27 protein-coding genes and 1 pseudogene are annotated in these 25,778 nt (G+C 48.0%); 20 read left to right on the plus strand and 8 right to left on the minus strand.

What is annotated here, in order from left to right:
- Entirely contained in the window at positions 1-321 is a 321-nt protein-coding gene (locus AB3G37_RS02310) for a hypothetical protein (RefSeq protein WP_008104486.1), read from the plus strand.
- Complete coding sequence (locus tag AB3G37_RS02315) at positions 321-1,832, plus strand: conjugal transfer protein TraG N-terminal domain-containing protein (RefSeq protein ID WP_284155533.1); 1,512 nt, start codon at positions 321-323, stop codon at positions 1,830-1,832. The genes AB3G37_RS02310 and AB3G37_RS02315 overlap by 1 nt, the downstream gene beginning before the upstream one ends.
- On the opposite strand, the gene AB3G37_RS02320 is transcribed toward AB3G37_RS02315, so the two are convergent.
- Positions 1,833-2,171: a hypothetical protein gene (locus AB3G37_RS02320; RefSeq protein ID WP_008103189.1), complete on the minus strand. Its 339-nt coding sequence runs from the start codon at positions 2,169-2,171 to the stop codon at positions 1,833-1,835.
- Positions 2,172-2,390: 219 nt separating this feature from the next.
- Here AB3G37_RS02320 and AB3G37_RS02325 point away from each other — a divergent pair, with 219 nt between their 5' ends.
- The 8 genes from AB3G37_RS02325 (at position 2,391) to AB3G37_RS02360 (ending at position 12,614) form a co-directional block, all read left to right on the plus strand.
- On the plus strand, positions 2,391-2,627 hold the full coding sequence (locus AB3G37_RS02325; protein WP_369789590.1) for a hypothetical protein: 237 nt from the start codon (positions 2,391-2,393) through the stop codon (positions 2,625-2,627).
- A 367-nt stretch (positions 2,628-2,994) separates the two neighbouring features.
- Complete coding sequence (locus AB3G37_RS02330; protein WP_008103191.1) at positions 2,995-3,879, plus strand: integrase domain-containing protein; 885 nt, start codon at positions 2,995-2,997, stop codon at positions 3,877-3,879.
- A 70-nt stretch (positions 3,880-3,949) separates the two neighbouring features.
- Positions 3,950-7,210: a P-loop NTPase fold protein gene (locus AB3G37_RS02335; protein WP_369789591.1), complete on the plus strand. Its 3,261-nt coding sequence runs from the start codon at positions 3,950-3,952 to the stop codon at positions 7,208-7,210.
- 126 nt (positions 7,211-7,336) lie between these two features.
- Positions 7,337-7,729, plus strand: a complete 393-nt coding sequence (locus tag AB3G37_RS02340) for a hypothetical protein (RefSeq protein ID WP_157179235.1) — start codon at positions 7,337-7,339, stop codon at positions 7,727-7,729.
- Positions 7,730-7,857: 128 nt separating this feature from the next.
- Positions 7,858-8,844, plus strand: coding sequence for an ArdC family protein (locus AB3G37_RS02345; protein ID WP_008103197.1), 987 nt, complete (start codon positions 7,858-7,860; stop codon positions 8,842-8,844).
- A 128-nt stretch (positions 8,845-8,972) separates the two neighbouring features.
- Positions 8,973-10,457 (plus strand): TraI domain-containing protein, encoded by a 1,485-nt coding sequence (locus AB3G37_RS02350; protein ID WP_008103199.1) that lies wholly within the window; start codon positions 8,973-8,975, stop codon positions 10,455-10,457.
- 76 nt (positions 10,458-10,533) lie between these two features.
- Complete coding sequence (locus tag AB3G37_RS02355; protein WP_008103202.1) at positions 10,534-11,538, plus strand: site-specific integrase; 1,005 nt, start codon at positions 10,534-10,536, stop codon at positions 11,536-11,538.
- 479 nt (positions 11,539-12,017) lie between these two features.
- Entirely contained in the window at positions 12,018-12,614 is a 597-nt protein-coding gene (locus tag AB3G37_RS02360; RefSeq protein WP_369789592.1) for a recombinase family protein, read from the plus strand.
- Positions 12,615-12,679: 65 nt separating this feature from the next.
- Here AB3G37_RS02360 and arsH read toward each other — a convergent pair whose 3' ends face one another.
- A complete protein-coding gene (gene arsH / locus AB3G37_RS02365; RefSeq protein WP_369789593.1) occupies positions 12,680-13,378 on the minus strand; it encodes an arsenical resistance protein ArsH in 699 nt (232 codons plus the stop codon).
- Positions 13,379-13,463: 85 nt separating this feature from the next.
- Between arsH and AB3G37_RS02370 the strand changes: the two genes are divergently transcribed.
- From AB3G37_RS02370 to arsC, 3 genes are read left to right on the plus strand one after another with little or no spacing between them, the layout of a single operon-like run.
- Entirely contained in the window at positions 13,464-13,784 is a 321-nt protein-coding gene (locus tag AB3G37_RS02370; protein ID WP_369789594.1) for a metalloregulator ArsR/SmtB family transcription factor, read from the plus strand.
- A gap of 43 nt (positions 13,785-13,827) precedes the next feature.
- Positions 13,828-15,117: an arsenic transporter gene (locus AB3G37_RS02375; protein ID WP_369789595.1), complete on the plus strand. Its 1,290-nt coding sequence runs from the start codon at positions 13,828-13,830 to the stop codon at positions 15,115-15,117.
- Positions 15,118-15,129: 12 nt separating this feature from the next.
- Positions 15,130-15,555, plus strand: coding sequence for a glutaredoxin-dependent arsenate reductase (gene arsC, locus AB3G37_RS02380; RefSeq protein ID WP_369789596.1), 426 nt, complete (start codon positions 15,130-15,132; stop codon positions 15,553-15,555).
- Positions 15,556-15,635: 80 nt separating this feature from the next.
- Here the strand turns inward: arsC and AB3G37_RS02385 are convergent.
- Positions 15,636-16,874 (minus strand): annotated as a pseudogene (locus AB3G37_RS02385) (IS110 family transposase).
- Between the two features lie 348 nt (positions 16,875-17,222).
- Complete coding sequence (locus AB3G37_RS02390; protein WP_369789597.1) at positions 17,223-17,969, minus strand: SDR family NAD(P)-dependent oxidoreductase; 747 nt, start codon at positions 17,967-17,969, stop codon at positions 17,223-17,225.
- Positions 17,970-18,105: 136 nt separating this feature from the next.
- Between AB3G37_RS02390 and AB3G37_RS02395 the strand changes: the two genes are divergently transcribed.
- Together AB3G37_RS02395 and AB3G37_RS02400 are read left to right on the plus strand one after the other, a co-directional pair.
- On the plus strand, positions 18,106-18,705 hold the full coding sequence (locus AB3G37_RS02395) for a TetR/AcrR family transcriptional regulator (protein ID WP_369789598.1): 600 nt from the start codon (positions 18,106-18,108) through the stop codon (positions 18,703-18,705).
- Positions 18,706-18,721: 16 nt separating this feature from the next.
- Positions 18,722-19,114: a VOC family protein gene (locus AB3G37_RS02400; protein WP_369790877.1), complete on the plus strand. Its 393-nt coding sequence runs from the start codon at positions 18,722-18,724 to the stop codon at positions 19,112-19,114.
- Positions 19,115-19,254: 140 nt separating this feature from the next.
- Here AB3G37_RS02400 and AB3G37_RS02405 read toward each other — a convergent pair whose 3' ends face one another.
- Positions 19,255-20,175: an AraC family transcriptional regulator N-terminal domain-containing protein gene (locus tag AB3G37_RS02405; RefSeq protein ID WP_369789599.1), complete on the minus strand. Its 921-nt coding sequence runs from the start codon at positions 20,173-20,175 to the stop codon at positions 19,255-19,257.
- A 125-nt stretch (positions 20,176-20,300) separates the two neighbouring features.
- Here AB3G37_RS02405 and AB3G37_RS02410 point away from each other — a divergent pair, with 125 nt between their 5' ends.
- The 5 genes from AB3G37_RS02410 to AB3G37_RS02430 all read left to right on the plus strand — a co-directional run bounded on the left by AB3G37_RS02410 (position 20,301) and on the right by AB3G37_RS02430 (position 23,436).
- Positions 20,301-21,044, plus strand: coding sequence for an SDR family NAD(P)-dependent oxidoreductase (locus AB3G37_RS02410; protein ID WP_369789600.1), 744 nt, complete (start codon positions 20,301-20,303; stop codon positions 21,042-21,044).
- A gap of 17 nt (positions 21,045-21,061) precedes the next feature.
- On the plus strand, positions 21,062-21,466 hold the full coding sequence (locus AB3G37_RS02415; RefSeq protein WP_369789601.1) for a VOC family protein: 405 nt from the start codon (positions 21,062-21,064) through the stop codon (positions 21,464-21,466).
- Positions 21,463-22,446: a trans-acting enoyl reductase family protein gene (locus AB3G37_RS02420; protein WP_369789602.1), complete on the plus strand. Its 984-nt coding sequence runs from the start codon at positions 21,463-21,465 to the stop codon at positions 22,444-22,446. The genes AB3G37_RS02415 and AB3G37_RS02420 overlap by 4 nt, the downstream gene beginning before the upstream one ends.
- 92 nt (positions 22,447-22,538) lie before the next feature.
- Positions 22,539-22,976 (plus strand): hypothetical protein, encoded by a 438-nt coding sequence (locus AB3G37_RS02425; RefSeq protein WP_369789603.1) that lies wholly within the window; start codon positions 22,539-22,541, stop codon positions 22,974-22,976.
- Positions 22,969-23,436: a hypothetical protein gene (locus AB3G37_RS02430; protein ID WP_369789604.1), complete on the plus strand. Its 468-nt coding sequence runs from the start codon at positions 22,969-22,971 to the stop codon at positions 23,434-23,436. Before AB3G37_RS02425 ends, AB3G37_RS02430 begins: the two co-directional genes overlap by 8 nt.
- Positions 23,437-23,533: 97 nt before the next feature.
- On the opposite strand, the gene AB3G37_RS02435 is transcribed toward AB3G37_RS02430, so the two are convergent.
- The 3 genes from AB3G37_RS02435 to AB3G37_RS02445 form a co-directional block, all read right to left on the minus strand.
- Positions 23,534-24,262: an SDR family oxidoreductase gene (locus AB3G37_RS02435; RefSeq protein WP_369789605.1), complete on the minus strand. Its 729-nt coding sequence runs from the start codon at positions 24,260-24,262 to the stop codon at positions 23,534-23,536.
- Positions 24,262-24,753, minus strand: a complete 492-nt coding sequence (locus tag AB3G37_RS02440) for a nuclear transport factor 2 family protein (RefSeq protein ID WP_369789606.1) — start codon at positions 24,751-24,753, stop codon at positions 24,262-24,264. The genes AB3G37_RS02435 and AB3G37_RS02440 overlap by 1 nt, the downstream gene beginning before the upstream one ends.
- A 140-nt stretch (positions 24,754-24,893) precedes the next feature.
- Positions 24,894-25,640, minus strand: coding sequence for an SDR family NAD(P)-dependent oxidoreductase (locus tag AB3G37_RS02445; protein ID WP_369789607.1), 747 nt, complete (start codon positions 25,638-25,640; stop codon positions 24,894-24,896).
- Positions 25,641-25,778: the final 138 nt, after the last annotated feature.

Genomic DNA, 25,778 nt, shown 5'->3' on the forward strand with positions numbered 1-25,778 from the left:
ATGCATAAATTCCTGAAGGTTCTCGCCTGCATGGTGTCGTTCACTGCCATTTTCTGCGTAGTGATCGCGACGTTACTTTCTGCCAGCCAGTCGCCAGATGCACCGGCACTGCTGATGCGTTGGTTTGAGAAAACATGGGTGCTCTGGCTGGCGTGGCGGCTGATTATTTATGCGGTGACGGCTTACTTCACCTATCAGTGCTGGCAGCGTAAGAAATCAGATCCTGCGTGGCGACGGGCCATTCTGCGCATCGGCGGTATTGGTGCGCTCTATATCGCCATTATGGAATGGGTGCTCTATGCCTCAACGGGAGGTCACTGATGACGACGAACAGCTATCTGGAATTTTTCCTCACTCTGCTGGGTTGGATCATCAATAACGGCATCTGGAATCTGCTGATCGCCACCGGCCTGTTCGCGCTTCCGCTGGTATTCAAAGTGGTGGGGATCTGGCTCAAGGTGCGCGAAGAAGGCGATGACGAGGGCAACAAAGGCAAGCTGTCGCTGCCGCGCATCGAGAACGCGCTCTACAGCGCGTTTTTTGTGATGCTGATTTGCTGCCTGCCCATCATCAACGTCAGCCTCGACAGCATTCAATACGATGAATCCCGCTCCAAGAGCTGCGGCACCTGGACGCCCAAAGCGCCGGATGAAAGCGGCTATTCGACGATCATCAGCAGCATGGACGGGCAAACGGCAGCAGCACCAATCTGGTGGGTGTTGATGCACAAGCTGTCCAAAGGCATCACTCAGGCCGCTGTCGCCACAATTCCCTGCCGCCCGGATTTACGCCAGCTGCGTTTTGAAGTGCAGCACACCCGCATCAGCAATCCGGCGCTCGCTGCCGAGCTGCAGGATTTCACCAACGATTGCTATGCGCTGGCGCTCTATCTATGGAAGCAGCAGGATCAGGGGCAAACGAAAGAGGAAGACGCGCTGCGCGATGTCGAATGGCTGGGCAGCAGCACATTTTTGAACGGCAGCGGCTATTACGATCAGCTGCAATCCAAGACACCGCGCGCCTCATTCCCGTGGAACGAGAGCCGTGACAGCGGCAGACCGGACACCGGGCGCGGTGGCTATCCAACCTGCCGCGAGTGGTGGTCCAGCGCTGATACCGGGCTTGAGGCGCGCGTAGTCGATCAGGCATCACCCGGCATGTGGCTGCGCATGTCTGCCGCGCTAAAAATGATGGGCAAGGACAACGCTGAATATAAAGAGAGCATTGTTCGCCGCCTGGTGAGCCCGGAGAGTTTGACCGTTTCGCAGAATGGCCGCACCTATGCCGGTTATGGTGGCAATGCTGATTTCACGCTGGATAACTCCGCCAGCCGCATTGGCGGCATTGCGGGAATGTCATTGGGAAGTTTGGCAGCATTTCCGGCATTTGATGCAATGCGCCAGGCATTACCGATGGTGCAGGCTTTATTACTGATGGCCATTTACGTGATGCTACCATTGATATTGGCGTTCGGGAGTTATGAGTTCAAAACCGTTATTACTGTCAGCTTTGTGGTGTTTGCGCTTAATTTCCTGACGTTCTGGTGGGAACTGGCGCGCTGGCTCGACAGCTGGTTGATGGAAGCGCTTTATAGTTCTGATACACATAGCCGCTGGAATGCTGCTGGGTTCCAGAATAGCTCTGATGATTTGATTATGAACTTTGTTATGGGGGCGATGTTTATTGTGCTGCCTGCACTTTGGATGGCGGCGTTTTCATGGGCAGGAATAAGAATTGGTGAAATAGCTCGAATGGCAGGTGATGGTGCATCTAGTGTTCAAAGTGCGGCTGGCAGTTTAGGCGAAAAAATAAGCTCAAAAATCACCAAATAATTAGGAGCCAGTTGAACCATCAGAACCATTTGAGCCATTAGAACCGTAATTATGGTTATCTCCGCCTCGTTCATCAGTGTTATTACTGTGAGGTGGAGATAAACCAACGCCACTAATTGCTGCACCAATCAATATGGCCAATACAATAAAGAAAACACTGCCTGTAAGAACACATGCTATCAGCATCGCAAGTGAGGCCAAAATGGCATTTCTAACCCAATTAACTTTCATATTAAGTCTGGTGCTGATTCTTTGTGATATTGAATTTAAGGCATTTAGGACTTTCGTATAGAGTAGTGATAACCAACCGTTTCGTTTTTCCGCTTTTGATTTCTTCATCTATCCCTCCTCAGCTCTGTATCTCTGTAAGAACACGACAGCATGCGTAATGCTGCAGGCTGATTCATTTGATTTAAGTTTGACCGTTTTTAACAATATTGCTAGTGTTTTAACCGTTGCCTTAGTTGTTTACGCAACCAACAAAGCCCTCATGACCTGAAAGGGGCACCTCAGCGGCGGTCATCAGCGAAAGTTTCAGCAGCCTGTGAGAAACGCCATATGGCGGCTGCATCCGGGATAACCGGCAATGCTACTCAACCTTTGCAAGTAGCGGGCAAAAGCAACGCCCAAGGTTTCCACTACATCACTACGGTTCAATCAACTTCATCTCATCGATACAAGCTACTGCGCACGGCCAGTTTGCGTGATCGTTTCCGCCATTTGGAACATTTGGCGACGAACGAACCTCGCAAATACAGGCAGAAGCTGCGCGGCGTCACTTGCGTTGGCGCGTAGCAACAACCAAGTGACGCGCGCAGCGCGTATACGTCAACACCACGTAATACGGCCTTCTGCGACGACGCTTACCGTCTGACCAACACGTAGTCCGTTATTACAACCATCAACCACCCCAACATGCAGTGAACGTTGGCAACTTATCTGAGGAGGAAATCAACGCGATATCAAGGCGACGTCAGCGAACCTGACGGACGGAGGCGTCCTGAGAAATCAGGAACCGGCATTAGCCGCGATCAGCTCTGAGAGTTGTGGAGACCTCGCAACAACTCAACATTTCGCCGCCCCGATGCACAGATATCCGCTGAGACGCAGGAAGCGCAACCTAAAACCGTGCCGTCGGGGTAGAGATGTTTTTGGAGGATGTATGTCGCGAGGAAACAAGCAGTTCAGCAAACAACTAGTGACGTTGGCCAGACAATCTGGCGGCAGTTTCAAAACCGTTGCCGACCGTTCGCGCATAGCAGCACGGCTGGCTGAGCAGATGCTGAAACTTAACATCCAGATCAGAGACGTGAACCATATCAAGACTCATCACATCGAGCATTACGTGCGTAGCCGCCTGGCGGATGATATTTCAAAACGCACGCTGCAGAACGAAATGGCGGCGCTGCGTGCGATTCTGGCCACTGCAGGCAGAACAAAACTGGCCGATCCGAAGCATGAAAAGTTGAGTAACGATGCGCTCAACCTGTCAGGTGCCAGTCGGGCCGGATCAAAGACGGCGATTACGGACGAGCGCTTTCACGAGGCGCTCGCCCTCGTACGTAGCAAAGACGAAGGTGTCGCGTTGGCGATGGAGATTGCGCGCTATCTTGGGCTGAGAACAGAAGAAGCGGTGCAGTCAGCGAAATCGCTTAAGACGTGGCAACAGGCGCTGGAGCGTGGGGATAAGCGATTGCGTGTGGTGTTTGGCACGAAAGGCGGAAGGCCAAGAGACGCAACAGTCGTTAGACACGAAGATCTGATTCGTAGCTTGAATGCAGCAGTGGCTTATTCGACAGAACATGGTGGAAAGTTGGTTGATAAAGTTGGACTGAGGAGCGCGATCGATCGCTACCGAAATGTGGCTAAGGATGCAGGACTCTCCGGGAAAGAAGCGCCACATAGCCTGAGATATGCCTATTCGCGTGAGGCTACTGAGTGGCATATGAAAAATGGTCTCAGCAGGAAAGAAGCTGAGGCGATGGTTTCTATGGACTTGGGGCATGGTGATGGTAGAGGAGATTATGTACGCAAAGTATACAATTAATGTATGTTCATGTTAAAACATTACAGAATCTTCTGCTTTACACACCCATAATCATCAGATTGAGGATCATATGAGCCTAAATATTTACACGGATGCCCCATCAAAAATAGATATGTTTGAAGGAAAGGCCCATGAAAATCTAGCGCAAAAGATTTCTGAAATAGCTCAGGATGACGATATAAATATAATTGGCTTAGATGGGTACTTAGGTTCTGGAAAAAGCACCATCATCGATATGGCAATTGATAAAATTAAAGGGAATGACATCCATGTCATTAAGTTTGACTCAGAGATTTATCACTATGGAGCAACAAAAAAAGCTCTAATTGATATATTGTACGATGGATTTAAACAAACTCCCAATGTGAATTTAGATGAGCTTTTAAAATGTAAAGATCTAGCATTGGGTAACATTTATAATTATAAAAAAATCATCAATAGTAAAATAAGCATATGGACTGTGGCATTTATTTGTTCAACCATCCTTAGTTTGCAATCTCTTCGTTACTTTATCTCAGATCTATCAGGGTTATTCACAACAAATCATCTACCATTTTCATACTATGTTAAGGTTGCATTAGAGTTCATACTTGTATTTTCACCAGTAGCTATTGGTTTGTTTTATGTAAATGGTAAAAATATCTCTGAGGAAAATGGAACCAAGAAAATAAAAAAGCCATCACTGGGTGATATTTTAAAGAGGAATAGTGAAGATACCATTACAGAAAAAATAATAATAAACAAAGAAGTCGGGACATTGGAGTTAAAATCTGCTCTTGAAGGATTTGTAAAATGTACACCAGAAAGTGCACGTTTGATTCTAATTGTTGATAATTTAGACAGAATCTCACCAACAAAAATAAAGGAAATCTGGAGCGATATAGAGCTCATTACGGAGATTGCTGGAAGTAACCTTAAAATTATAATCCCATACTCAGGGAAACATGTAGCCCAAGCATTATCTGATGACGGTCATGAAGGTTTAGAATTCATTTCAAAAAGAATCCCAGTAACTTTCTTTGTCCCTCCACTAATTTCTGCTGGCTGGAGAAATGGCTTCATTGAATTCTGGAAGGAAACATTCGAGATATATGATGAAAATGAATGTTATGAAATATGTGAGTTAATTGAGAGATGGCTACCTAAAAATTACAGCACTGTTACCCCACGTTTTATTAAGAGAATTATAAACGATATAAAGGTTACAAGTTTAACATTCCCTACCTTTACGCATGATAGAATCCTAGTTTCTTTTTATGTACTAATGTGTCGTTATAGTTTGTTGGATTTCAAAAGCTTAATTATGAACTATGATGAAAGAAAACAGAAAGATGACGACATCATTGAAGTTGTTCGCATGCAAGTTACGCACAGACAATTTAATCGAATATTTGACTCTGCAGATGATTGGAAAAAAGGGTTGATTTGCATTCACTTTCAAACCAATTCCGAATTTGCCATATCTGAATTAATTGAGGATCCACTGTTAAATTCTATTAAATATAGGAAGCCGAAGGAGTATATTGAGTTATCTTCAATGTATGGATTTGATAAAACATGGCGAAAAGCATTACATGAATCCTCAATTGAAGATTTGATATTATTTCTTGAATCAATGTCTACTACAGATAAGTCTCGCGCTCATAAAATATGCGACGAGATAATTACCCAAGCAAACAAGAATAAACTCCTTAAAGGCGAATACGTTAAGAATATTGTCGATGCCTTAGTCAATGTAAATAATCATGTTAAATTAAACAGCAATGAGTTTTTTTTAGTAGAGCGTGTTACAGCTCTTAAAAACAGAATTAAAAATCCTTCAGCCTTTTATGATCTAGATGAAGTCGCTCGCATGAATACATTTGAGGAACTCAACTCTCTAGTAAGCATCACTGAGGAGAAATTTAGTGATAACTTCTCTGACATATCCGGAGAAATATTTTTTGAATTCTTATTAGGGAAGAATGAACTTTATCAGAACTTAGATATTGAAAACCTTATACTAAGCCTGCCTCAGTTAGTTAATGGTATTGTGTTTTCATTAAAAAATGAAATTGAATTCAATCTATTTTCAGAGCAAGTAATTGAAGGGATGAAAATAAATAATGCGAACTTTGAAGATCTTATTGATGGTGAAGTGTATGCGGCTATTGAAGAAAGATACAAAAAATTTATGGCTGGTGCAGAACTTAATTCAATCATTGACCTTAGAATCTTGTGTCTTGATAAAAGGTGGAGAAAAACAAATCTTACTTCATATTTCCCCTATCAAGCGAAGCTGTTAGAGGATCATCCTGAAGAGTATTATGCATCGTTGATTGCACATAAGATTAATATTGGAGATAAATCATCTGTACCTGGTATACCTTCTCTTGAATTAACGAGTAGCTTTAAAGAAACCCTTTATAACTACTTGCTATTCTCGAATAATTTGGATGTGATAGTTGGTGCGCTTGCAATTGAGGAGTTAAAACCATACATTGCCCCTTCTTTAAACTTCATTCTCGATAGAGGAAAAGTAAAAAGGCTACATACTAATACATTTATTAGAACATTGTATGGCCCATTGAGGGATATTACGAGTGTAGAGAAGATAATGGAGTTTTTTAAGGATTGGGATTCCTTTTCAGACTCCAGCATTGGTGAGAAAAATCATGATCAGATAAATCAAGATTTCATTTATGATTTAAGAGTTGTTGATACGCTTCCTAAATTTAAAGAAAAAATAAAATCATTTATTAGCGATAAGTTATCAACTAAAACGTCTGTAATTGAATTCATCAAGCAAGCCAGCGCAGTTCATCTCGAAATGATTAGTTTAGTTGAAAGTAACGGGGGGACTATTGAATTTTCTAATCTTACAAGAATATTCAGTGACTTTTACTCTGAGGAAGATATTAAGCAATTATCTAAAAATAATAACATTCCTTCAATAATTCCCTTGTTAAATGCTGACGATCTTGATGAAGTATTGAAGTCATTAATGGATTTGCTGGAGAGAAAAGATCTAGACTCTTTAAGACAGATATATGTAATTAGAGATTTCGGTGAGCATCTTAAATATGATCAAAGTAATCAAAGTGATAATCGCGCTATAGCAAGATTATTTACATATTCTAACGACTACAATTTCTTAGCAAAATGGCTTGACGTTCAAAGTTTTTCACTCAGCAAATGGAATAGCGCAGATAAAAAAACAGTCGAAAGCTTCGTACTAAACAACAGTGACCTATTTCCAACACTCATTAAAACCCGCTATTTCCAAAAAAGGATAGTCTCTAACCAAGAAGCTACTGAAGCTTTGGAAACAGAAGAAGATACGAAAGCTTGATTATTGCTTTCATATAAAATCGAACTATGGCAATTTTAATGTATGAAGTAATGCTTCACGGACCTGAAAGAAGCGCCAACTGGCGGTCCCAATACTCGCACACCTATAGAGCGGGTGCCATCCACGATGGTTAAGGTTCTCTCATCACATCGCCGCAAGGCTCGCATTACCCACCCTAACGGGGATTTACTCCCGTTAGCGGATAAATCCCCGTTCAACAATCTGGAGGATTTATACATGGGCTATGTTCACTCATATTACCAAGTGAAATCTGTACCCAACGATCAGTGGCTGCTGTTAACCACGCAGGTCGCCAACGTTTTTTTGCTCACCCAAAATCGGCATATACCCGGTTATCTGGACCCAATGGTGCTTTGCACTGCTGACGGCAAATATCCATTACTTAAACCCAGCGATCTACTCGTAGAAGGACTCGATGGCCAACCGGCAATCGCATTCAACGGGGAGGAACGCTGGAAGAATGGACCAACGTTCAGGTTTGGTTATCACTCAACTTAGGCGGCAAGTGGCCAATCCCTGATTCCATCGCACTTCAAGACGAATAATTCCGTCTTCATTTCACCCACCAACCTGTGGCGCATCTCTTCGCCATTAGGGGGAGAGATGCGCCTTTCGAGGAGTATCTTATGCCTACCAAACGTAAACCCCGTAAGTCACAAACCAACCAAACTGATCTCTACCAGCAAGTCACCGACAAAATCGTCGCATCGATTGAACGCGGTGTGTTGCCCTGGCGCAAACCTTGGCGAGACAGCAAGAAAACGGCTGAATCACCGATACCCTCTAATGCATCGACCGGTCGGCACTACAACGGCGTCAACATCATGCTGCTGTGGCTGTCAGCTGAGGAGCAAGGGTTTAATTCCAATCGCTGGCTGACGTGGAAGCAGGCACAAGCTGCCGGTGGCAACGTTCGTAAAGGCGAGAAAGCGACTGTCGCGGTGTTCTTTAAGCCGTTTGAGGTTGAAGCCACCGATAAATCTGGCCAACCGCGCACTAACGCTCAAGGTGAGACGTTGATGGAACAACGCATCATGTTGCGCAGCATAATGCTGTTCAATATCGAGCAATGTGAAGGACTATCGGAAAAACTCATCGGCGCTGTGCCTGAGATCCTGGATGATGAATCCGTTGATACGGTGAGCACGCCAATCTTCAACGACATTGTGACCATTGCAGGTGAAACTGGCGTTCGCGTCAGTTACTCCGAGCAGAACCGGGCTTACTACCATTCGATGAAGGATAAAATCGTCTTGCCGCTGCGTAAGCAGTTTTTTACCGAAGCAGACTTTTGTTCGACTTTGTTGCATGAGCTAGTGCATGCAACCGGCCATCACAGCCGACTTGATCGGGAAGGCATAACATCGACATCGCGCACGTTTGGCGATCCGGTTTATGCCTTTGAAGAGTTGATTGCTGAGCTGGGCAGTGCCTTCCTTTGCGCGCATTTAGGCGTGTATGGTGAGGTGCAGCACGACAGCTATATCGATCACTGGCTGAAGATACTGAAGTCCGATAAGAAAGCGTTGTTCCGAGCATGCCGTATGGCGCGAGAAGCTTCAGAACACTTGCTTAAACCTCTTCATGAAGCAGCTGAAGAAGACGCAGCCTGAAACCAAACCATCTCCTTTTGGGGATGGTTTCTTTTTGCAGGGCAATTTAATCGCATTTTTCAAAAATGATTTTAGGCTGTGATTACTTACAGTCTGGAACGATAGTGCCTCCGATCTGGAGGTGAATCATGTTCCCAAAATTACAAAATAAGTTCAGACGCAGCAATTTTCAGCCTTCGTTACCGGCTAAACGAGAAGGCTACTTCACACCGCAAAATCATCAGTCTTTGCTCGGCACGTCAACACGCCAGGCACAGCTCAAGAAGATCTGGCAGAGCTCGTTGCTGTCCAAATCTGCCTATGACGAATTTTGCCTGGAGCCGCTGCAAAACCTCGCCGAACGTTATCAAAATTTGCCTGCCGCGCGCATCGCCGAGTGGAACAACGTTGGCGGATTGCTTGATCTCACTCTGCAGCAGATTGTAACCACGTTGCAGCTATCTAAAGGCATGGTGTTTCCTGCCAATGCCGCACCTGAAGATCAGGCTGCGCAGTCCAGCCACTGGAACTGCGTGGTGTTCTGGCTGGCACTTTACTGGCACGTTCCCGAATTGCTTTACATCGAAGCGGAGCTGGAAGATGGGCATGTCTGGCAGCCAATTTCGAACGCGCCGGGTATGCAATTTCGCTTCAAAATAGACCGCCAAACCGAAGCGCCAGTTAAAGACAGCGTTATCAGACTGGCCTTTACTGTCTCAATGTTGCCAAAAAGCGCATTAAATTGGCTGGAAAAACAGTCCAATGCGCGGGATTGCCTGTTTCTTGAACTGGCCGGAATTAATTCTTCAGAAAAGCAGATCCATTTATTACTGAATAAAGCGAAGCGGAAATTATTATCCTGCGAATTAAATGAAGTGAATAATGCGGCGAATATTAATGCCAATTTATATCCGAAAGTTGTGAGTGAATTGCCCGCTGAAATCCCCGCAGAACAGTATGACGATGCCCTTTATGAAGAATACTTTAGTCAGGGTGATGTTATTAAAAATAGTCACTTGGCCAGCGATGGAATTGAAATCAGCACCGATGATTTTAAGGAAATCGATCATGGCGCTGATATAGCTGAAATTCACGTCCAGAATGGCAGTCGAAATAATACGAAAAAATCTGATAGTGAGGTTAAGCCAACCTACGGATCATCTGAAAGTGACCAAAAATACGTCAGAAATGGTTATCAAAATCATTTACATGATCCAGAATCGATTCCAGTAACACCTGGGATTACCTCACAGATTTCTAAGAAACAAACCGGCGAGGTTTTTTGGTCCTGGCTAGTTGAGGGTCTCGAAAATGGAACGATAGCGTGCAATGAAGCAGATTCACGCGTGCAACTGGTCGCTGGTTTTGTTTTCCTGCTTGTACCGGGCATATTTTATCGATATCTGAAGCAAACCGGTCAGTCTGCTGATGAGCGTGAAAACGTTCAGGCAGGGTTTGAAAGACTCAACCGACATCGGCGTAACAACGGTAAACGTTTTATGTTTGCCACTCTCTACAACAGTGCCGACCGTAACGGCCCTTACAAACGTGTGAAAGGCTATCTGGTCAAATCCACGATGATCATCCGTAGTTCTGATGTGCCGGATGACAGTCAGTTTCTTGTGGTTCCCTGACGCTTTTCTGGAAGGTGTATGGAGGAGAGCTGCTGCCTAAATGGCGGCAATTTACTTGCTGATTAAAGGAAAGGTTATGAATCAGGTTGATACCAATACAAGCTGGGATTTTTTGCTGGATGAATACTTTGACGCTAAGTATCTACGTCCTGATACGGAATGGAGTTACCGGAAAGTCGTCAATGGTTTTAGAAAGTATTATGGGCTTAATCGTATGCCAGGTGAGGTAACGCGCAGAGATGTTCAGCAGTGGCGGCGTCACGTAATGAATATCGAAGGTTCTTCTGCCGTCACCTGGAATAACAAAGTTGCGCACATGCGAGCCATCATGAACTACGCCATGAAAGCGAAGCATATACTTCAATTTGAAAATCCATTTAACGATGTTTCAGTCGCGACAGATGACAAGCGAAAAAAAACGCTCTCAAAAGCACAATTGACACGTGTCTATCTACTGATGCAGCAGCGCGCCGATCAGGATTCTGAGCTTTCGATCGCTGAAATGAAGCGCTGCGCATTGCATCCCGCATGGTTCTGGACCACCGTTTTGGATACTTTGCGCTATACCGGCATGCGCGTGAATCAGTTGATGCATGTGAGGCTGATGGATATAAATCTCGAAGAAAACTGGATCGAGTTACGTCTTGATGGCAGCAAAACACACAGAGAATGGCGCGTTCCGATTGTTGGTCCATTAAAACCTCAGCTTCAATTGCTGATTAACAGAGCAAATGAAAATGGTGCAGGTTCCGTTAGCGCTCTTTTTGATGTTTATAGATTTCTTGGGACTGAAAAAGAAAGGGAAAACCTACCTCCCGTTGCCACATTACAGCCGGTAAAATCATTTTTCCGACGGTTATCCAAAGAATGCGGCTTTGCTGTTTCTCCCCACCGTTTCAGGCATACATTAGCAACTGAGTTAATGAAATCTCCCGACCGTAACTTGCAAATGGTAAAAGGTTTGTTGGGGCATAGGAGTATTACAACGACCATGGGATATATCGATATTAATTTGGACGTAACGTGTAGAACGCTAGAGTCCGAGCTTGGTTTATATTTAGATAAACATTCAATTAGATAAAATTTCAGCTGCGTTACATATTTTGTAATGTGTGACGTAGCTGTTTAATCTTTGAAATTGAAAAAGGAATAAATGGGGTATGTCTTCCACTTTAAACACACAACACAAAGCGGAACGTGTAGCCCCACGTTGCTTAGGAGGATGTAGCTGGCTGTTTGGTGATTACAGTCCGCAGTAAGGGAAATCCATTTAGCATTTGACGTAAACCAGCTCATTCCATGATAAATAAAATTGTTACCTTTTCACCACACACGTCTTCTAATAATCCGCATAAAGCAATATATGAAAGATGCTTAGAGGTTATCAGTCCAGCCGACATTAACGATGCAAACATCAATAATTTGCAGGATGTGTATATATAAGCCGTACTAAAAGGACCGGTTTCGTACATGCTATATAATCTATGTCCGAAAGTTAGTGCTTTTTATTTCGTACATGCTTTATAATAGGTACATCTATTTCGTACACAAAATAACACCATGTCACGAGTTTTTGCTTACTGCAGGGTATCGACCCTCGAACAGAATACCGAGAACCAGCGTCGGGAGATTGAAGCTGCCGGATTTGCTATCCGACCGCAGCGGCTGATTGAGGAATATATCAGTGGTTCAGTCGCGGCCGGTGAACGCCCTGGTTTTATGCGTCTGCTTGACCGCATGGAACATGGCGATGTTCTAATCGTAACCAAGCTGGACCGCCTCGGACGCAACGCCATGGATATCAGAAAAACCGTTGAGCTGCTCGCCACGTCAGAAATACGGGTACACTGCCTGGCGCTGGGCGGGGTAGACCTCACCAGTCCGGCCGGAAAGATGACAATGCAGGTAATCTCTGCCGTTGCTGAATTTGAGCGGGATCTGCTACTTGAACGTACACATGCTGGTATTGCGCGGGCTAAGGCATCCGGAAAGCGTTTCGGCCGCCCGCCGGCTCTGGATGACGAACAAAAGAAAGCGGTGTTCCTGCGTCTTAGTGAAGGGAAGAGTATCAGCGCGATCGCCCGCGAATTTGACACCACACGGCAGACCATTCTCAGAGTAAAAGCGGCAATGGAAGACGCTAATGCTCGCTCGTGAGCTGCTTTTCAGTGTATGTCCGCTGTGTGCCAGGAGCGGACGTTTGAGCTCAATAAGCAAGGACGTTATATTTTGTCCTGATTGACGCGAGATGAAAGCTCCTGATGGCTCTCTTTTCGTTCACTGTAGCGATCGGCAAGGTAACCGGTTTGCCCCTTGAGCAACAGTGTGATTTTAAACAACTCCTCGGCGACATCGACGATACGATCATACCAGGACGAAGGTTTCATTCGCCCGTTCTCATCGAATTCCTGCCAGGCTTTGGCTACTGAAGATTGGTTGGGAATAGTGAACATCCTCATCCAGCGTCCAAGAATACGCATCTGGTTCACGGCATTAAAGGACTGCGAGCCGCCACATACTTGCATTACCGCAAGAGTTTTGCCCTGCGAAGGGCGTACCGCACCTTCACTTAAAGGTATCCAGTCGATCTGTGCCTTCATAACTGCGCTCATAGCACCGTGCCGTTCCGGAGAACTCCACACCATCCCGTCACACCATCTGACCAGACCACGCAGCTCGGTGACCTTAGGATGCGTGTCTGGCGCATCATCCGGCAGGGGTAAACCGGAGGGATTAAAGAGTTTCACCTCCGCGCCCATCGCTGTCAGCAGGCGGCCTGTTTCCTCCGCGGCAAAGCGGCTGTAAGAGCGCTCTCTTACTGAGCCATACAGGATCAGAAACCGTGGCGGCTCATGCAGGTGTAATTGTTCAGCGATGTGATGATCAAAGCAATCAGCGTTCAGTGCAGGAAAGTGTTCCATTATTTCTCCTCTGGGATACTTTGGTGTTTTATAATTTACACATATGATTTACCATATGTGTATTCTAAAGGGAACGGAGTGAAAAATGCTACAACCTGTTCAGCTTTTCAAAATCCTGTCGGATGAAACACGGCTAGCCATCGTCATGCTTCTGCGGGAGTCCGGAGAGCTGTGCGTGTGCGATATCTGTGCGGCCACCACTGAGTCACAGCCCAAGATTTCTCGCCACATGGCGATTCTTCGTGAAGCAGAACTGGTACTTGACCGCCGGGAAGGCAAATGGATTTACTACCGCCTGTCTCCCCACATGCCAGCATGGGCGGCAGAGACGGTCACGACGTCCTGGCAATGTATGCGAGTGGATGTGCGTGAATGGCTGGACAAATCAGCTTGCATCTCCTGCTGAGACAGAAGACACATTTACATAATCATATATAACGGAGTCTGAGATGCTTTTGGCAGGGAGTATATTTTTACTGACGCTGGTACTGGTGATCTGGCAACCCAGAAGTCTGAGTATTGGCTGGAGCGCGAGTATCGGGGCTGTGATGGCGCTGGTAACCGGTGTCATCCATATCGCTGATATTCCCGTTGTCTGGAATATCGTCTGGAATGCGACAGCGGCATTTATTGCGGTCATCATCATCAGCCTGCTGCTCGATGAGTCCGGCTTCTTTGAATGGGCAGCATTGCACGTCTCCCGCTGGGGTAACGGACGTGGGCGCCTGCTGTTCACCTGGATAGTACTGCTTGGCGCTGCGGTTGCTGCGCTGTTTGCTAACGACGGGGCAGCACTGATTCTGACGCCGATTGTGATTGCGATGCTGCTCGCTTTGGGATTCAGCCAGGCGACGACTCTGGCCTTTATCATGGCAGCAGGGTTCATTGCTGATACCGCCAGCCTGCCGCTGATAGTTTCCAACCTGGTAAATATTGTCTCAGCGGATTTCTTCGGACTGGGCTTTACGCAGTACGCCTCCGTGATGGTCCCTGTGAACCTGGCGTCTATAGCTGCCACGCTGGTTATGCTCCATATCTTCTTCCGCCGCGATATCCCCGCCAAATATGACGTTTCGCTACTCAAGATGCCTGCCAATGCGATTAAAGATCCTGCTACGTTCAGGGCGGGTTGGGTTGTTCTGCTGTTCCTGCTGGTCGGTTTCTTTGTTCTGGAGCCGCTGGGGATCCCTGTAAGTGCGATAGCAGCAGTTGGGGCTGCGGTGCTTTTCGTGGTAGCAAAGCGTGGTCATGCCATAAATACCGGGAAAGTGCTGCGCGGTGCGCCATGGCAAATTGTAATTTTCTCGCTGGGCATGTATCTGGTCGTCTACGGTCTGCGTAACGCAGGACTGACTGAGTATCTTTCAGCCGTACTCAATTTACTGGCAGACAAAGGTTTATGGGCTGCCACGTTCGGTACCGGCTTCCTGACAGCGTTCCTGTCGTCTGTGATGAACAATATGCCGACGGTACTTATTGGTGCATTGTCTATAGACGGGAGCAATGCGACCGGCATCGTCAGAGAGGCGATGATTTATGCCAATGTGATTGGCTGCGATTTAGGTCCTAAAATCACCCCGATAGGTAGTCTGGCAACCCTACTGTGGCTTCATGTGCTGGCACAGAAAAATATGACCATCACTTGGGGATATTACTTCCGCACCGGAATAATCATGACCCTGCCCGTGCTTTTCGTCACTCTGGCCGCGCTGGCGTGGCGGCTCTCTATCACTTTGTAATGAGATACTGATATGAGCAACATTACCATCTATCACAATCCAGCCTGTGGCACTTCACGTAACACGCTGGAGATGATCCGTAACAGCGGTAACGAACCAACCATTATTTATTATCTCGATACGCCCCCGACTCGTGATGAACTTGGCAAACTGATTTCAGATATGGGTATTTCAGTACGTGCATTGCTGCGTAAGAACGTCGAACCTTATGAGCAGTTGGGTCTTGATGAAGACAAATTTTCTGATGAGCAGTTGATTAATTTTATGCTTCAGCATCCGATCTTGATTAATCGACCGGTTGTAGTAACGCCGCTTGGTACGCGTCTTTGCCGCCCTTCAGAAATCGTGCTGGATATTCTTCCGGAAGGTCAGAAAGGAGCGTTTACCAAAGAGGATGGCGAGAAGGTCATTGACGAAACGGGGAAGCGAGTTAAGTAATCTGTCCATATTCAAAATATCGGACGCCTGTTTACGCAATGCGGGTGTCCGCTTCACGCCCTGAGACATTCGACAAGCTTTTATGGCTTCAGTAAGGGCGAGTGTCGCGCTTCGAGAGTCAGCAAATACTTCGCTTCATCGTACTGGGTTCTGGTCTTCCAGCAGCGGTAAATGATCCTTATCCATTTGAAGGCAAGAGCACGGATTGCAGACTGATGAGATTTTCCTTTTTCTCGCAGTCCCTGATAATACAGCTTGGCCCAGTATGATGAGTTAACCGTTTTGGCAGCCCATTCAACAAAGGTCTGCCTGACGAACTTGGCACACTGCCATCTCCAGTGAACCCAGGATTTCTGACCACTTCTTTCTGTCACCGGTGGAATACCTGCGTAGTTTTGAATTTCTTCAGCGCTATTAAACCGGTCGCGGTTATCACCAAGCGCAGCAAGCATTCGTGGGCCCATACAAGGCCCCATGCCCGGAAGTGATTTGAACAGCCCCGCATCTGGCAACGTGTCAAACAGCGTTTCGATTCGTTCGTCATAGGTTTTGATGATTTCACTCACGACTTTAATTTGTGTCGCCAGTGCTGTTGCCATCAAAGCATTAGCCTCTATAACACTCGGGTCTGTCGTCAATGGGATCGCGTTATCAATACTCAAAACACGCTGCTCGGTAAGGGCCACTGCGCGACCACCTTTGGCATTCAGAAAGTTGCGGATCGTGTCGCGCCTGGCTCGCTTCAGTTGTTGCAGACTGGGCTATCGTATAATCAGTTCACACAACATTAAGCTCCCCCGATGTGAGAACCACTCCAGGGGCTGAGGATAATACTGTTTAAGTGTGTTGATTATACGGTTCACAAAACGGCGTTTATCTTCAACCAGTTGACGACGTTGCTCAACCAGTTGCTGAAGTAAGCGAATATCCGCATTGTCGGGTTCAATAGCTTTTATCTTTTGGGGATAACGCAGCATTAACTCTAATGCCAGCTCTGCATCCTGCGGGTCATCTTTAGCGCCGCTGGGCGAGAAGGCTTGCCGGTAACGAGCCAGGGACAAAGCGTGGACGGGGAAAGCGGTGATAAAGGGATATTTTTGAAGAGCATATACCACGGGGCCCTTCTTCAGCTCGAGAGCTATGGCGATTCTGCCTTTTACTTTCTGGTGTAACTCGGTAAGCCAGACATCAAGCGCTTCTGGTGTATGTTCAATCACATGGAATACGCGTTCACCGTTTTTAAACTGAACACAGACATCGTGTTTTTTATCTGCCTAGTCCAGACCAACATGTGCAGCAAACTGATTAGTCGCGGTCATCACCAACTCCTCTTCATCGGGGATTGGTATGCATTCCATGCTCTTCGAAAGAAATATAGCCAGCAGTTTATCTGCATGCCCTGAGTATTCGTTAGCGAACGTGGAGCACCTACTGGCTCGAAAGAAAAGCGGCGATCATCGCATGATTCTCGCTCAATATTCGTAACCAGTAAGCGCATACCCTGAATCATTTCAAAGTGTAATTCTCAGGGTGCGAATGACTATACCTCGCTCATAGCGGACCGTTACCTCGTCCGCTTCGTGCCTTAAGCGGACATCTGCGTTCTGGGCCAACACAAACGGGAGAGCGAGAGTAATTTTGTATTAAATGAACGTACCTGTCATCTGTCAGGTCTGAGAGGCACCCCCGTCTGCGAACAGCTCTATACCATTCACATAACTTGAGGCATCACTGGCCAGGAATGAAACTACAGAGGCTATTTCTTCCGGCTCTCCGATACGTCCCAACGGACTTTTAGCGGTGAGGAAGGCGATCCCCTCTTCGGCATTATCGCCAAATGCGGCTCTGAGAGACGCTGTATTCACAGGACCCGGGCTGACAATGTTTATGCGTATACCCGTCCCGTGCAGCTCTGTAATCCAGCTTCTCACCATGTTTCTGACTGCGGCTTTGGTCGCACCATAAATACTCATGGTGGGTCCCGGGTCTGCTGACGCCGTCGAACCAATGATAATCACGCTCGAACCCTTTCCAAGCAGGGGCATAGCCTGCTGAAGAGTTAACACAACACCTTTAACATTTGTGGCAAACTGATCGTGGATCTGTTTTTCAGTGATTTCACCAAGCGGAGCATGGACCCCACCGCCGGCATTAGCGACAAGAATATCAATGTGGCCGAATTCCTTTTTAACCTGTTCATAAAGCGCATCAATACTAACCTTGCTGCTGACGTCAGCCACAATACCTTTTACATTTTTCCCCAGCGCCTTTACCGCCTCCTGAAGGGTTTGTGCATTCCGGCCAGTGATAATGACATCTGCGCCCTCGTCGCTCAGATTTTTCGCTATAGCCAGACCAATACCGCTTCCGCCGCCAGTGATAACGGCGACCTTTCTCTTAAATGTCTGATTCATAATTGCACCTTGTGTTTTATTGTAGTGGTCACTATATTCAACTCTGAACAGGCTGTCACTAACTGATTGTAGCGATCACTACAAAAAAGTTTTAAGATGGAATTCAGAAATACTTCTGATGCAAGGGAAAAAACCTATGAGCGATACCGAAAAAACAATAAAAGCACCCAGGCGGATATTTGACAGAGAGTCTGGCGTGCAGACGGCTAAAGCGCTGTTTCATCAGCATGGTTATGATGCTGTAGGTATCACGGAACTGACAAAGACGCTGAACATAAATCCTCCCAGCCTTTACGCCGCTTACGGTAGTAAAGCAGGGCTGTTTGAACGCTGCCTGGATCTCTATGTTGCAGAAGGAAACCTGCCGGCTGACAAAATTCTGACTCCTGGTAGGCCGCTGGATGAGGCGGTTGAAGATCTTTTTATGACTGCTGCACGTTTATACGCCCGATCCCCGGTCCAGCGAGGCTGTCTTGTGGCTGAAGGTATGCGTGCCGACGATCTGCAGGCCCGGGAGCTGGCAAGTCGCTATGGTGAGGCAGGAATTCAGTTCATCAGAAATTATATCCGGCAGTATGAACCTTCACGGGACCGCGAGCTTTCTGATTATGTCGTGACAACGCTGCGGGGCTTTTCTGCAGCCGCAGTAACGGGACTGTCAAAAGCCAGGTTAACTGCCGTGGCTCAGCTGGCCGGTCAGGCATTCAGCGCTCTCCTGGAGCCAAAAAATGTTTAACCAGGAAATAAAAGTTATGTCTGTTATCGACCATGTTGAAATTGCTGTAAAAAATGCTCAGGTATCGCTCAAATTCTTTGAAGCAGCTCTCGCTCCGCTGGGGTTCAGCCTGATTATTTCTGTGCCTCCGGAGCGTACTTTATCGGGTGGTGCCCGGTACGGGCTGGGCCCGGAGGGATATCCGAGGCTCTGGCTTCATGATAAAGACATAACAGGCGCTTCAACACATCTGGCTTTTGCTGCCAGTGAGCGGACCATAGTCGACGAATTCTGGCGTGCCGCTCTACAGGCAGGCGGTAAAGACAATGGCGCGCCGGGAATTCGCGATCATTATCATTCACACTATTATGCAGCTTTCATCCTTGATCCTGACGGTAATAACATCGAAGTCGTCTGTCAGAAAGGATGAGTAAGAGTGCCGGCCGTCACTTTGCGAAATTGAACTACGTCTGAGTTACTGCGTGTTGGGTTTTCCTGGCTGCTACCCACGGAGTGAAATATCTTGAGGTGAGTTATTGCCTCGTTGCGGCAGCAAAATTCACTGCCGCATTAAACGTGGTGATTCAGAGAGCTTTCTGCATCATTAACGTCGTTCCGGAGACTTGCAGCGTCTTTTAAAGGAGAGCGGCCAAAGAAACGGGCGTACTCACGATTAAATTGGGGCACGCTGCGATAACCCACCTCCATGGCAACAGACGTGACGCTCTGCTGACGCGCCAGTAATTTGGTTCTGGCATGAAGAAGACGGACGCGCTTCTGATACTGAACCGGACTCATGTTTGTCACAGACTTAAAATGACGATGAAAGGCCGATACGCTCATGGCTTCCTGTCCGGCCAGTGATTCAACCACAAATTCATCAGCAAAATTATGTCTTATCCAGCGAATCGCATTACCTATTCGCGCCAGCATGGTTCCCGGTGAAGCAATATCCCTCAGCATCCAGCCATGTGGGCCTTTCAGAACATGATAAAGGATTTCACGTTCATATACCGGTGCTAGAGCAGGGATATCTTCAGGACTTTTCATCAGGCGAAGCATTCTTACCCAGGCATCCAGCAGTTCGGGCGTGACGGCAGCAACGGAAAAAGCACCCGACTGTGGATCAGCTTTCACGGGGGGTAAATCAGCCAGCAGTGTCGCAATCTGTTCCGGCGTCAGGGTCAGGCTGACCGCGAGATACGGCTCACCGGTGGCCTCTGGATGGACTTCGCCTACGGCTGGCAAATCTACTGACATGACAAAGTAAGAAGCAGGATTGTAGTTGTATACCCGGTCACCTACCGTCATGGATTTACTGCCTCGCAGTATGAGATTAACCATTGGCTCATAGACCGCAGCCAGTGCATGCGCGGGAACGTCACCCTGCACCATTGCCACACGGGGAATACCGGTTTCGGTTCGCCAGTTTCGGGCATGAGCGGCCAGAAGACGCAGCTCGTCCAGCAGGGGGGCCAGTGTCAAAGTCATACTCCTCAGTATGGTGATTAAAGCGAGCATAAAGCAGAAAAAGGCAAGAATCGAGCAGTAACGCAGAGGCTGACCTGCCCGGGAAGTTTTATCCTTTTTCTATCGCAGACAGAAAGGATGAAATCATGAAAATTGTACTGATTACCGGTGGCAGTGGCGGGATCGGCGCCAGCGTGGCGCAGCAGTGCGCAGCTAAAGGGATGGGGGTGATTGTGACTTATAACAGCCATCCTGAATCTGCCCTGAGGGTTGTGAAGGAGATTGAAGCGTCAGGCGGCCGTGCCGTTGCGCTGCATCTGGATGTGGCTCGCACCGAAACCTTCGGCACTTTCCGCGACGCCTTACTGGACATAGTCAGTGTCACCTGGGAACGTGAGCAGATTGACGTGCTAGTCAACAACGCCGGGTTTGGGCTCTTCAACCCGATTGAAACGGTGACGGAGAGTGAGTTCGACACTCTTTTTGCCGTACACCTGAAAGGCCCTTTTTTCCTGACCCAAAAGCTGCTGCCTCTGATTTGTGATGGAGGACAGATCATCAACGTTACCAGCGCCACCACGCGCGTGGCTACGGCAGGTGTTGCGCCCTACGCTGCCTTTAAAGGCGGCCTTGAAGTGCTGACCCGCTATATGGCCAAAGAGTTCGGGCCGCGGCGCATCCGGGCAAACGCAGTCTCTCCGGGTGCAATCCGTACGTCGCTTGGCGGAGGAATGAATGATGAATTTGAGGCGCTACTCGCCTCACAGACCGCGCTGGAACGCGTGGGGGAGCCGGACGATGTCGGCCGGGTTATCGCAGGCCTGGTCTCTGATGACAGCGTCTGGATTAACGCACAATCCATCGAGGTTGCCGGCGGCTACCAAATCTGAATCCTTCCGGAGGTTTTATGCTTGATCATCTGTTTTTAACGGTCAGCGATACAGACCGTTCTGTCCGTTTCTATACGGAAGCGCTTGCCCCCCTCGGCATCACGGTTCGTCATGATTATGACGGAAAAGAGGGGCCGCCCGGCCACCCGGATTTGAAAGGGTTCGGTGCTCAGGGCCGGATCTTTTTCTGGCTCCGCGAAGGAACTGTTGCATCAGCTGCTGTACATGTCGGGTTTGTCGCGCGAAATCAAACAATGGTGAATGAAGCCTATGCTTCAGCCATGCGTGCCGGCGCGTCTGACAATGGTGCACCCGGTGCCCGGCTTCACTACGATCCCCGCTACTACGCCGCCGGCGTTTTCGACCCCGATGGCTACAGCCTGGAATTTGTTTATAAAGAATGGCAGCACCCTCAATCATGAAAACATTACTGATTTATGGCGCCACCGGTTACACGGGACGCATGACAGCCACACAGGCTAAAAGTAAAGGTCTGAACATTATTATTGCCGGCAGAAACAGGCAGCGGCTGGCCGCACTTGCCGGTGAACTTGACGTCAGTATGCGGGTATTCGGCCTGGAGGACGCGGCTGAAACTCCACTGCAGCTGGCAGGCGTCGACGTTGTGCTGAACTGTGCCGGGCCGTTTGCCGCTACGGCAGAACCGCTGATGAAAGCCTGTATAGACCAGGGTATTCATTACCTTGATATCACAGCGGAAATTAACGTTTACCGGCTGGCTGAGTCCCTGGGAGAAAGAGCGGCGCGGGCCGGGAGTATGCTGCTGCCGGGCGTGGGCTGGGACGTGGTGCCTACCGACTGCCTGGCCGTTCGCCTTGCACAACATGTACCGGAACCACGACGGTTGCGTATAGCATTACAGGTGGCCGGAACGATGTCCCGGGGGTCTGCCGTCAGCGCAGGCGAAATAATCTCAGCCGGCCTGCTGGAACGGGTAAACGGTATTCTGATAACGAAAGAGGATGCGCAGCCCGGCTGGTTTGATTTTGGTGAAGGCCCTGTGGCCTGTGCGCCGCTTTCCTTTGGCGATCTGGTGACGGCATGGCATTCAACCGGTATTCCGGATATTGAGATGTTTGTGCATGTCACAGGGGATGCCTTTCCGCAGGGTGATTTGTCCCTGCTTCCTGAAGGGCCCGGGCAGGATGAACGCGATGCAAATCGCGCACGCGCAGTTGCTGAAGTTACCGGGGCTGACGGGAAGATCCACCGGGCTGTGATCGGGACGGTTAACGGATATTCCTATACGCCGCTTGCGGCCACAGAGGCTGCAAGGCGTGTCCTGAACGGTGACAGTTTCCCCGGCTTTCAGACGCCGGCGATCGTTTTTGGTAGTGAGTTTGCGCTGAGTATTCCGGGTACGTGGCTCCAGCTCTCCTGACTCTGTTAATAAGCTGCACCGTTCAGCTATGAGCTGGCCGGTGCTTCGCATTATGTCACTGCTTTGATTTTGATACACGGCCAGGGGGGAATATGTCTGCACGCAAAGGCATCACGCTGTCATTACTGTCCTCAGTACTGTTTTCTGTACTCTGTTATTACAGTGTTTTTTTGTATCCGTTGAACGGATGGCAGATAGCCGGATGGCGTGCAGTAACCACCGCATTGTTGCTGATACTGGCGCTGGCTTTTCGAAAGAAAATGAAGCCTTTCTGGCGCTATTTTTTGTCAGTGGTTAAAAGTGCCCGGCTGCTCGCTGCAATGTGTGTCTGCGCTGCGCTTCTTGCCCTGCAGATAATCATTTTCTGCTGGGCTCCCGTCAACGGGCAAAGCCGGTCACTGGCACTCGGCTACTTTCTGCTTCCTCTGGTCATGGTAATAACCGGCAGAGCCCTGTACGGCGAAATGATGTCGGGATGGCAGAAAATTGCTGTCCTGCTTGCGGCATGCGGCATGCGGCGTTATGGCTGAAGTGTTCATGGTCCGTTCACTTCCTCCTGTGGCCCTCGTGGTTATGCTGGGGTATCCGCCCTATTTCATAATCAAACGTCAGCTTAAAAGCGACGCTTTTTTCAGCGTGATAGCAGAAAATTTATTTCTCGTGATACCGGCAGTTGTTCTTCTGATTTATCAGGGAAGCGGAAATGATTGGTTACCCACCGGTGGGTGGCGCACTGTCACAGGGCTGGGCTTACTGAGTTGTTCTGCATTACTCTGCTTTCTGCTTGCCAGCAGCAGCCTCTCGTTTACGCTGTTTGGCATGCTGTCTTATGTCGAACCCTTATTATTGTTTCTTGTATCACTTTTCCTGCCGGGAGAAAAACTGACACTGTCATCACTGTTAACGTATGTTCCGATATGGCTTGCCGTTCTGGCACTGATGACTGACGGGTATAAAAAAGTCAAATCTACTGCGTACCGCAGTAGATAATGATGGGACGTCGGGCTGACAGTTTGTCGGCTTAGTCAGTAGCTTGTCTGTTTTCCCGACATCCCGGTTATTGTATCAGGCGAACGGACATCCCCTGTTACCAGGGCTGGCGTCCGTGACTGCCGAAGAAACCACCTGTAGGTCCGTCCGGCCCCGTTAACGCCATTTTTATTGCCGTTGCAGCCCCTTCATCCGGTGTCAGAAAGCCGGTGTTGGCATTTAAATCGGTTCGTACATGGCCGGGTTCAACAGCGTTCACTTTGATCCCAAAGGGTTCAAGTTCCTTTGCAAATGAAACCGTAACGGCATTCAGGGCGACCTTCGAAGAGGTATAATCAAGGAGATTAACGCCTGAATATATCGAAGTTGGATCGGTAATCAGCGTCAGAGAACCCACGCCACTGCCCATCATTACGATCCGGGCCTCTCCAGAAGCTTTAAGCAGGGACAGAAAGGCCTGCGTCACGCGTACCGGGCCGAAGAGATTGACTTCATAAACCGCTTTCATGTCTTTGATACTGACCTGGCTCGGAGGTGTGATGATATCACTGAGAATGCCCGCATTATTAACAAGAACGTCGAGAGAACCCAGTTCATGCGCAAGTTCTGCAGCCGCGTTCTGCACGCTTGCTTCATCTGCAACATCCAATTCTAGTAGCCTGACGTCAAGACCTTCCTGGCGCAGGATGGCAACTGCTTCTTCACCACGACTGCGATCGCGCGCACCCAACCAGACTGACATACCCGTTCTTGCGAGGCCTCTGACGATAGCAAAACCAATCCCTTTATTGCCCCCGGTAACAAGCGCGGTCTTTTTTATCTCCACTACGCCCCCTCAGTCTGTGAACTGTCGATGGGCGTGCCTACGTGAAACTGAAGTTCGCCCATCAGCCGGGGAACAACGTTGCGCGACCTAAAACGCCACTGACCGTCATGTTTTTCAAAACTGTCGTAATACCGCCCTGTACATATAGGCTGCAAAGGAAACCCCTCCAGTTCCTGATGTACAGTGAAATAGCTGACGCAGGTAGCTGAACTACCGGATGGTGATACATCTATCAGCACATTAGAAACGTTATGCCACGTCCGGGGAGTTCCATCCTTATGGCGCTGAACGCCACGGTTAAAAAACTGCTCGACCTCTTCACTACCATGTGCCGTATCACTGAGAACAATAAATTCAGCATGTTTAAATAACTCGGCATTCTCAGCAAACTTTCCGTCATCCAGGTTGTGGACGTAGGAAGCAAGTAAACGCTGAATTTTTAATTCATCGAAATAACGTTGTTCATTTTCTGCGTGAACTGAATTAACCATAATTTATTCTCTTCATATCAGGAGGGAAATAGATCCGGCACGCAGCATCTGTGCCGGACCACATCGTGCCAGTAGGGCCGGTTCCCCCTGAAGGGAGAACTGTCATGTTGCCCAAAATCTTCGTTCCTCAGTAACAATGTTCAGATCTGAGATGCCCCGCCATCGGCAAAAATTTCCGCGCCGTTGATATAACTGGCATCATCACTGGCAAGGAAAACAACAGCTTTTGCTATTTCGTCTGTCTGGCCGATGCGACCAATCGGACTGCGGTCACGCAAAGACTGCAGGATGGCGTCAACGGGTTCGGGAAGGAAATCGTGTAAGGATTGAGTATCCACCGGTCCGGGGCTGAGAATATTAATGCGAACGCCGGCACCTTTTATGTCCAGAATCCAGCTGCGTACCATTGCGCGTAAAGCAGCCTTGGTGCCTCCATAAACACTGAGGCCCTGACCGGGATTAATGGAGGCTGTTGAGCCTGTAATAACAATGCTGCTGCCTGATTTCATAAGTGGTAAGGCTTTCTGAACGGTAAATGTGATACCCCTTACGTTCGTTGTGAACTGACGATCGAACTTCTCCGGGGTAATCTGCCCAAGGGGTTCAAATTCTCCCATGCCGGCATTTGCTATCAGGATGTCGATGCGACCAAACCGGGACAATATTTGCTGATAAAAATCATCCAGTTCAGAGAGGCTGGATACATCCACCTGAAACTGACTCGCATCCGGTCCAAGAGTACTGAGCGCAGATTCAAGTTTATTCTTGTCCCGCCCGGTAATGATCACAGTTGCACCGAGCGCTGCTAATTCCTGTGCGATACCAAGACCGATACCGGATGATGCGCCGGTCACAACCGCGATTTTGTTCTGAAATGAGTGAGTCACTGTGTATTCTCCTGCTTGTTGTGGGTTATGTATATAGCGATCACTACATGTAAAGTTAAATTACCACAAGTGAAAATTAAACTTCATTTAACAAGTCTTTTTATATCAATAAGATAAATTTAACATTTGATGCTAATG

Origin of the sequence: Rouxiella sp. WC2420 (genome assembly GCF_041200025.1) — a bacterium.
In the GTDB taxonomy this organism is placed as follows: Bacteria; Pseudomonadota; Gammaproteobacteria; order Enterobacterales; family Enterobacteriaceae; genus Rouxiella.

What these genes read in the sequence shown, in the direction of transcription:
- AB3G37_RS02310 (WP_008104486.1), top strand. Translation starts at nt 1, where the DNA reads ATGCATAAATTCCTGAAGGTTCTCGCCTGCATGGTGTCGTTCACTGCC.
- AB3G37_RS02315 (WP_284155533.1), top strand. Translation starts at nt 321, where the DNA reads ATGACGACGAACAGCTATCTGGAATTTTTCCTCACTCTGCTGGGTTGG.
- AB3G37_RS02320 (WP_008103189.1), bottom strand. Translation starts at nt 2,171, where the DNA reads ATGAAGAAATCAAAAGCGGAAAAACGAAACGGTTGGTTATCACTACTC.
- AB3G37_RS02325 (WP_369789590.1), top strand. Translation starts at nt 2,391, where the DNA reads ATGGCGGCTGCATCCGGGATAACCGGCAATGCTACTCAACCTTTGCAA.
- AB3G37_RS02330 (WP_008103191.1), top strand. Translation starts at nt 2,995, where the DNA reads ATGTCGCGAGGAAACAAGCAGTTCAGCAAACAACTAGTGACGTTGGCC.
- AB3G37_RS02335 (WP_369789591.1), top strand. Translation starts at nt 3,950, where the DNA reads ATGAGCCTAAATATTTACACGGATGCCCCATCAAAAATAGATATGTTT.
- AB3G37_RS02340 (WP_157179235.1), top strand. Translation starts at nt 7,337, where the DNA reads ATGGTTAAGGTTCTCTCATCACATCGCCGCAAGGCTCGCATTACCCAC.
- AB3G37_RS02345 (WP_008103197.1), top strand. Translation starts at nt 7,858, where the DNA reads ATGCCTACCAAACGTAAACCCCGTAAGTCACAAACCAACCAAACTGAT.
- AB3G37_RS02350 (WP_008103199.1), top strand. Translation starts at nt 8,973, where the DNA reads ATGTTCCCAAAATTACAAAATAAGTTCAGACGCAGCAATTTTCAGCCT.
- AB3G37_RS02355 (WP_008103202.1), top strand. Translation starts at nt 10,534, where the DNA reads ATGAATCAGGTTGATACCAATACAAGCTGGGATTTTTTGCTGGATGAA.
- AB3G37_RS02360 (WP_369789592.1), top strand. Translation starts at nt 12,018, where the DNA reads ATGTCACGAGTTTTTGCTTACTGCAGGGTATCGACCCTCGAACAGAAT.
- arsH (WP_369789593.1), bottom strand. Translation starts at nt 13,378, where the DNA reads ATGGAACACTTTCCTGCACTGAACGCTGATTGCTTTGATCATCACATC.
- AB3G37_RS02370 (WP_369789594.1), top strand. Translation starts at nt 13,464, where the DNA reads ATGCTACAACCTGTTCAGCTTTTCAAAATCCTGTCGGATGAAACACGG.
- AB3G37_RS02375 (WP_369789595.1), top strand. Translation starts at nt 13,828, where the DNA reads ATGCTTTTGGCAGGGAGTATATTTTTACTGACGCTGGTACTGGTGATC.
- arsC (WP_369789596.1), top strand. Translation starts at nt 15,130, where the DNA reads ATGAGCAACATTACCATCTATCACAATCCAGCCTGTGGCACTTCACGT.
- AB3G37_RS02390 (WP_369789597.1), bottom strand. Translation starts at nt 17,969, where the DNA reads ATGAATCAGACATTTAAGAGAAAGGTCGCCGTTATCACTGGCGGCGGA.
- AB3G37_RS02395 (WP_369789598.1), top strand. Translation starts at nt 18,106, where the DNA reads ATGAGCGATACCGAAAAAACAATAAAAGCACCCAGGCGGATATTTGAC.
- AB3G37_RS02400 (WP_369790877.1), top strand. Translation starts at nt 18,722, where the DNA reads ATGTCTGTTATCGACCATGTTGAAATTGCTGTAAAAAATGCTCAGGTA.
- AB3G37_RS02405 (WP_369789599.1), bottom strand. Translation starts at nt 20,175, where the DNA reads ATGACTTTGACACTGGCCCCCCTGCTGGACGAGCTGCGTCTTCTGGCC.
- AB3G37_RS02410 (WP_369789600.1), top strand. Translation starts at nt 20,301, where the DNA reads ATGAAAATTGTACTGATTACCGGTGGCAGTGGCGGGATCGGCGCCAGC.
- AB3G37_RS02415 (WP_369789601.1), top strand. Translation starts at nt 21,062, where the DNA reads ATGCTTGATCATCTGTTTTTAACGGTCAGCGATACAGACCGTTCTGTC.
- AB3G37_RS02420 (WP_369789602.1), top strand. Translation starts at nt 21,463, where the DNA reads ATGAAAACATTACTGATTTATGGCGCCACCGGTTACACGGGACGCATG.
- AB3G37_RS02425 (WP_369789603.1), top strand. Translation starts at nt 22,539, where the DNA reads ATGTCTGCACGCAAAGGCATCACGCTGTCATTACTGTCCTCAGTACTG.
- AB3G37_RS02430 (WP_369789604.1), top strand. Translation starts at nt 22,969, where the DNA reads ATGGCTGAAGTGTTCATGGTCCGTTCACTTCCTCCTGTGGCCCTCGTG.
- AB3G37_RS02440 (WP_369789606.1), bottom strand. Translation starts at nt 24,753, where the DNA reads ATGGTTAATTCAGTTCACGCAGAAAATGAACAACGTTATTTCGATGAA.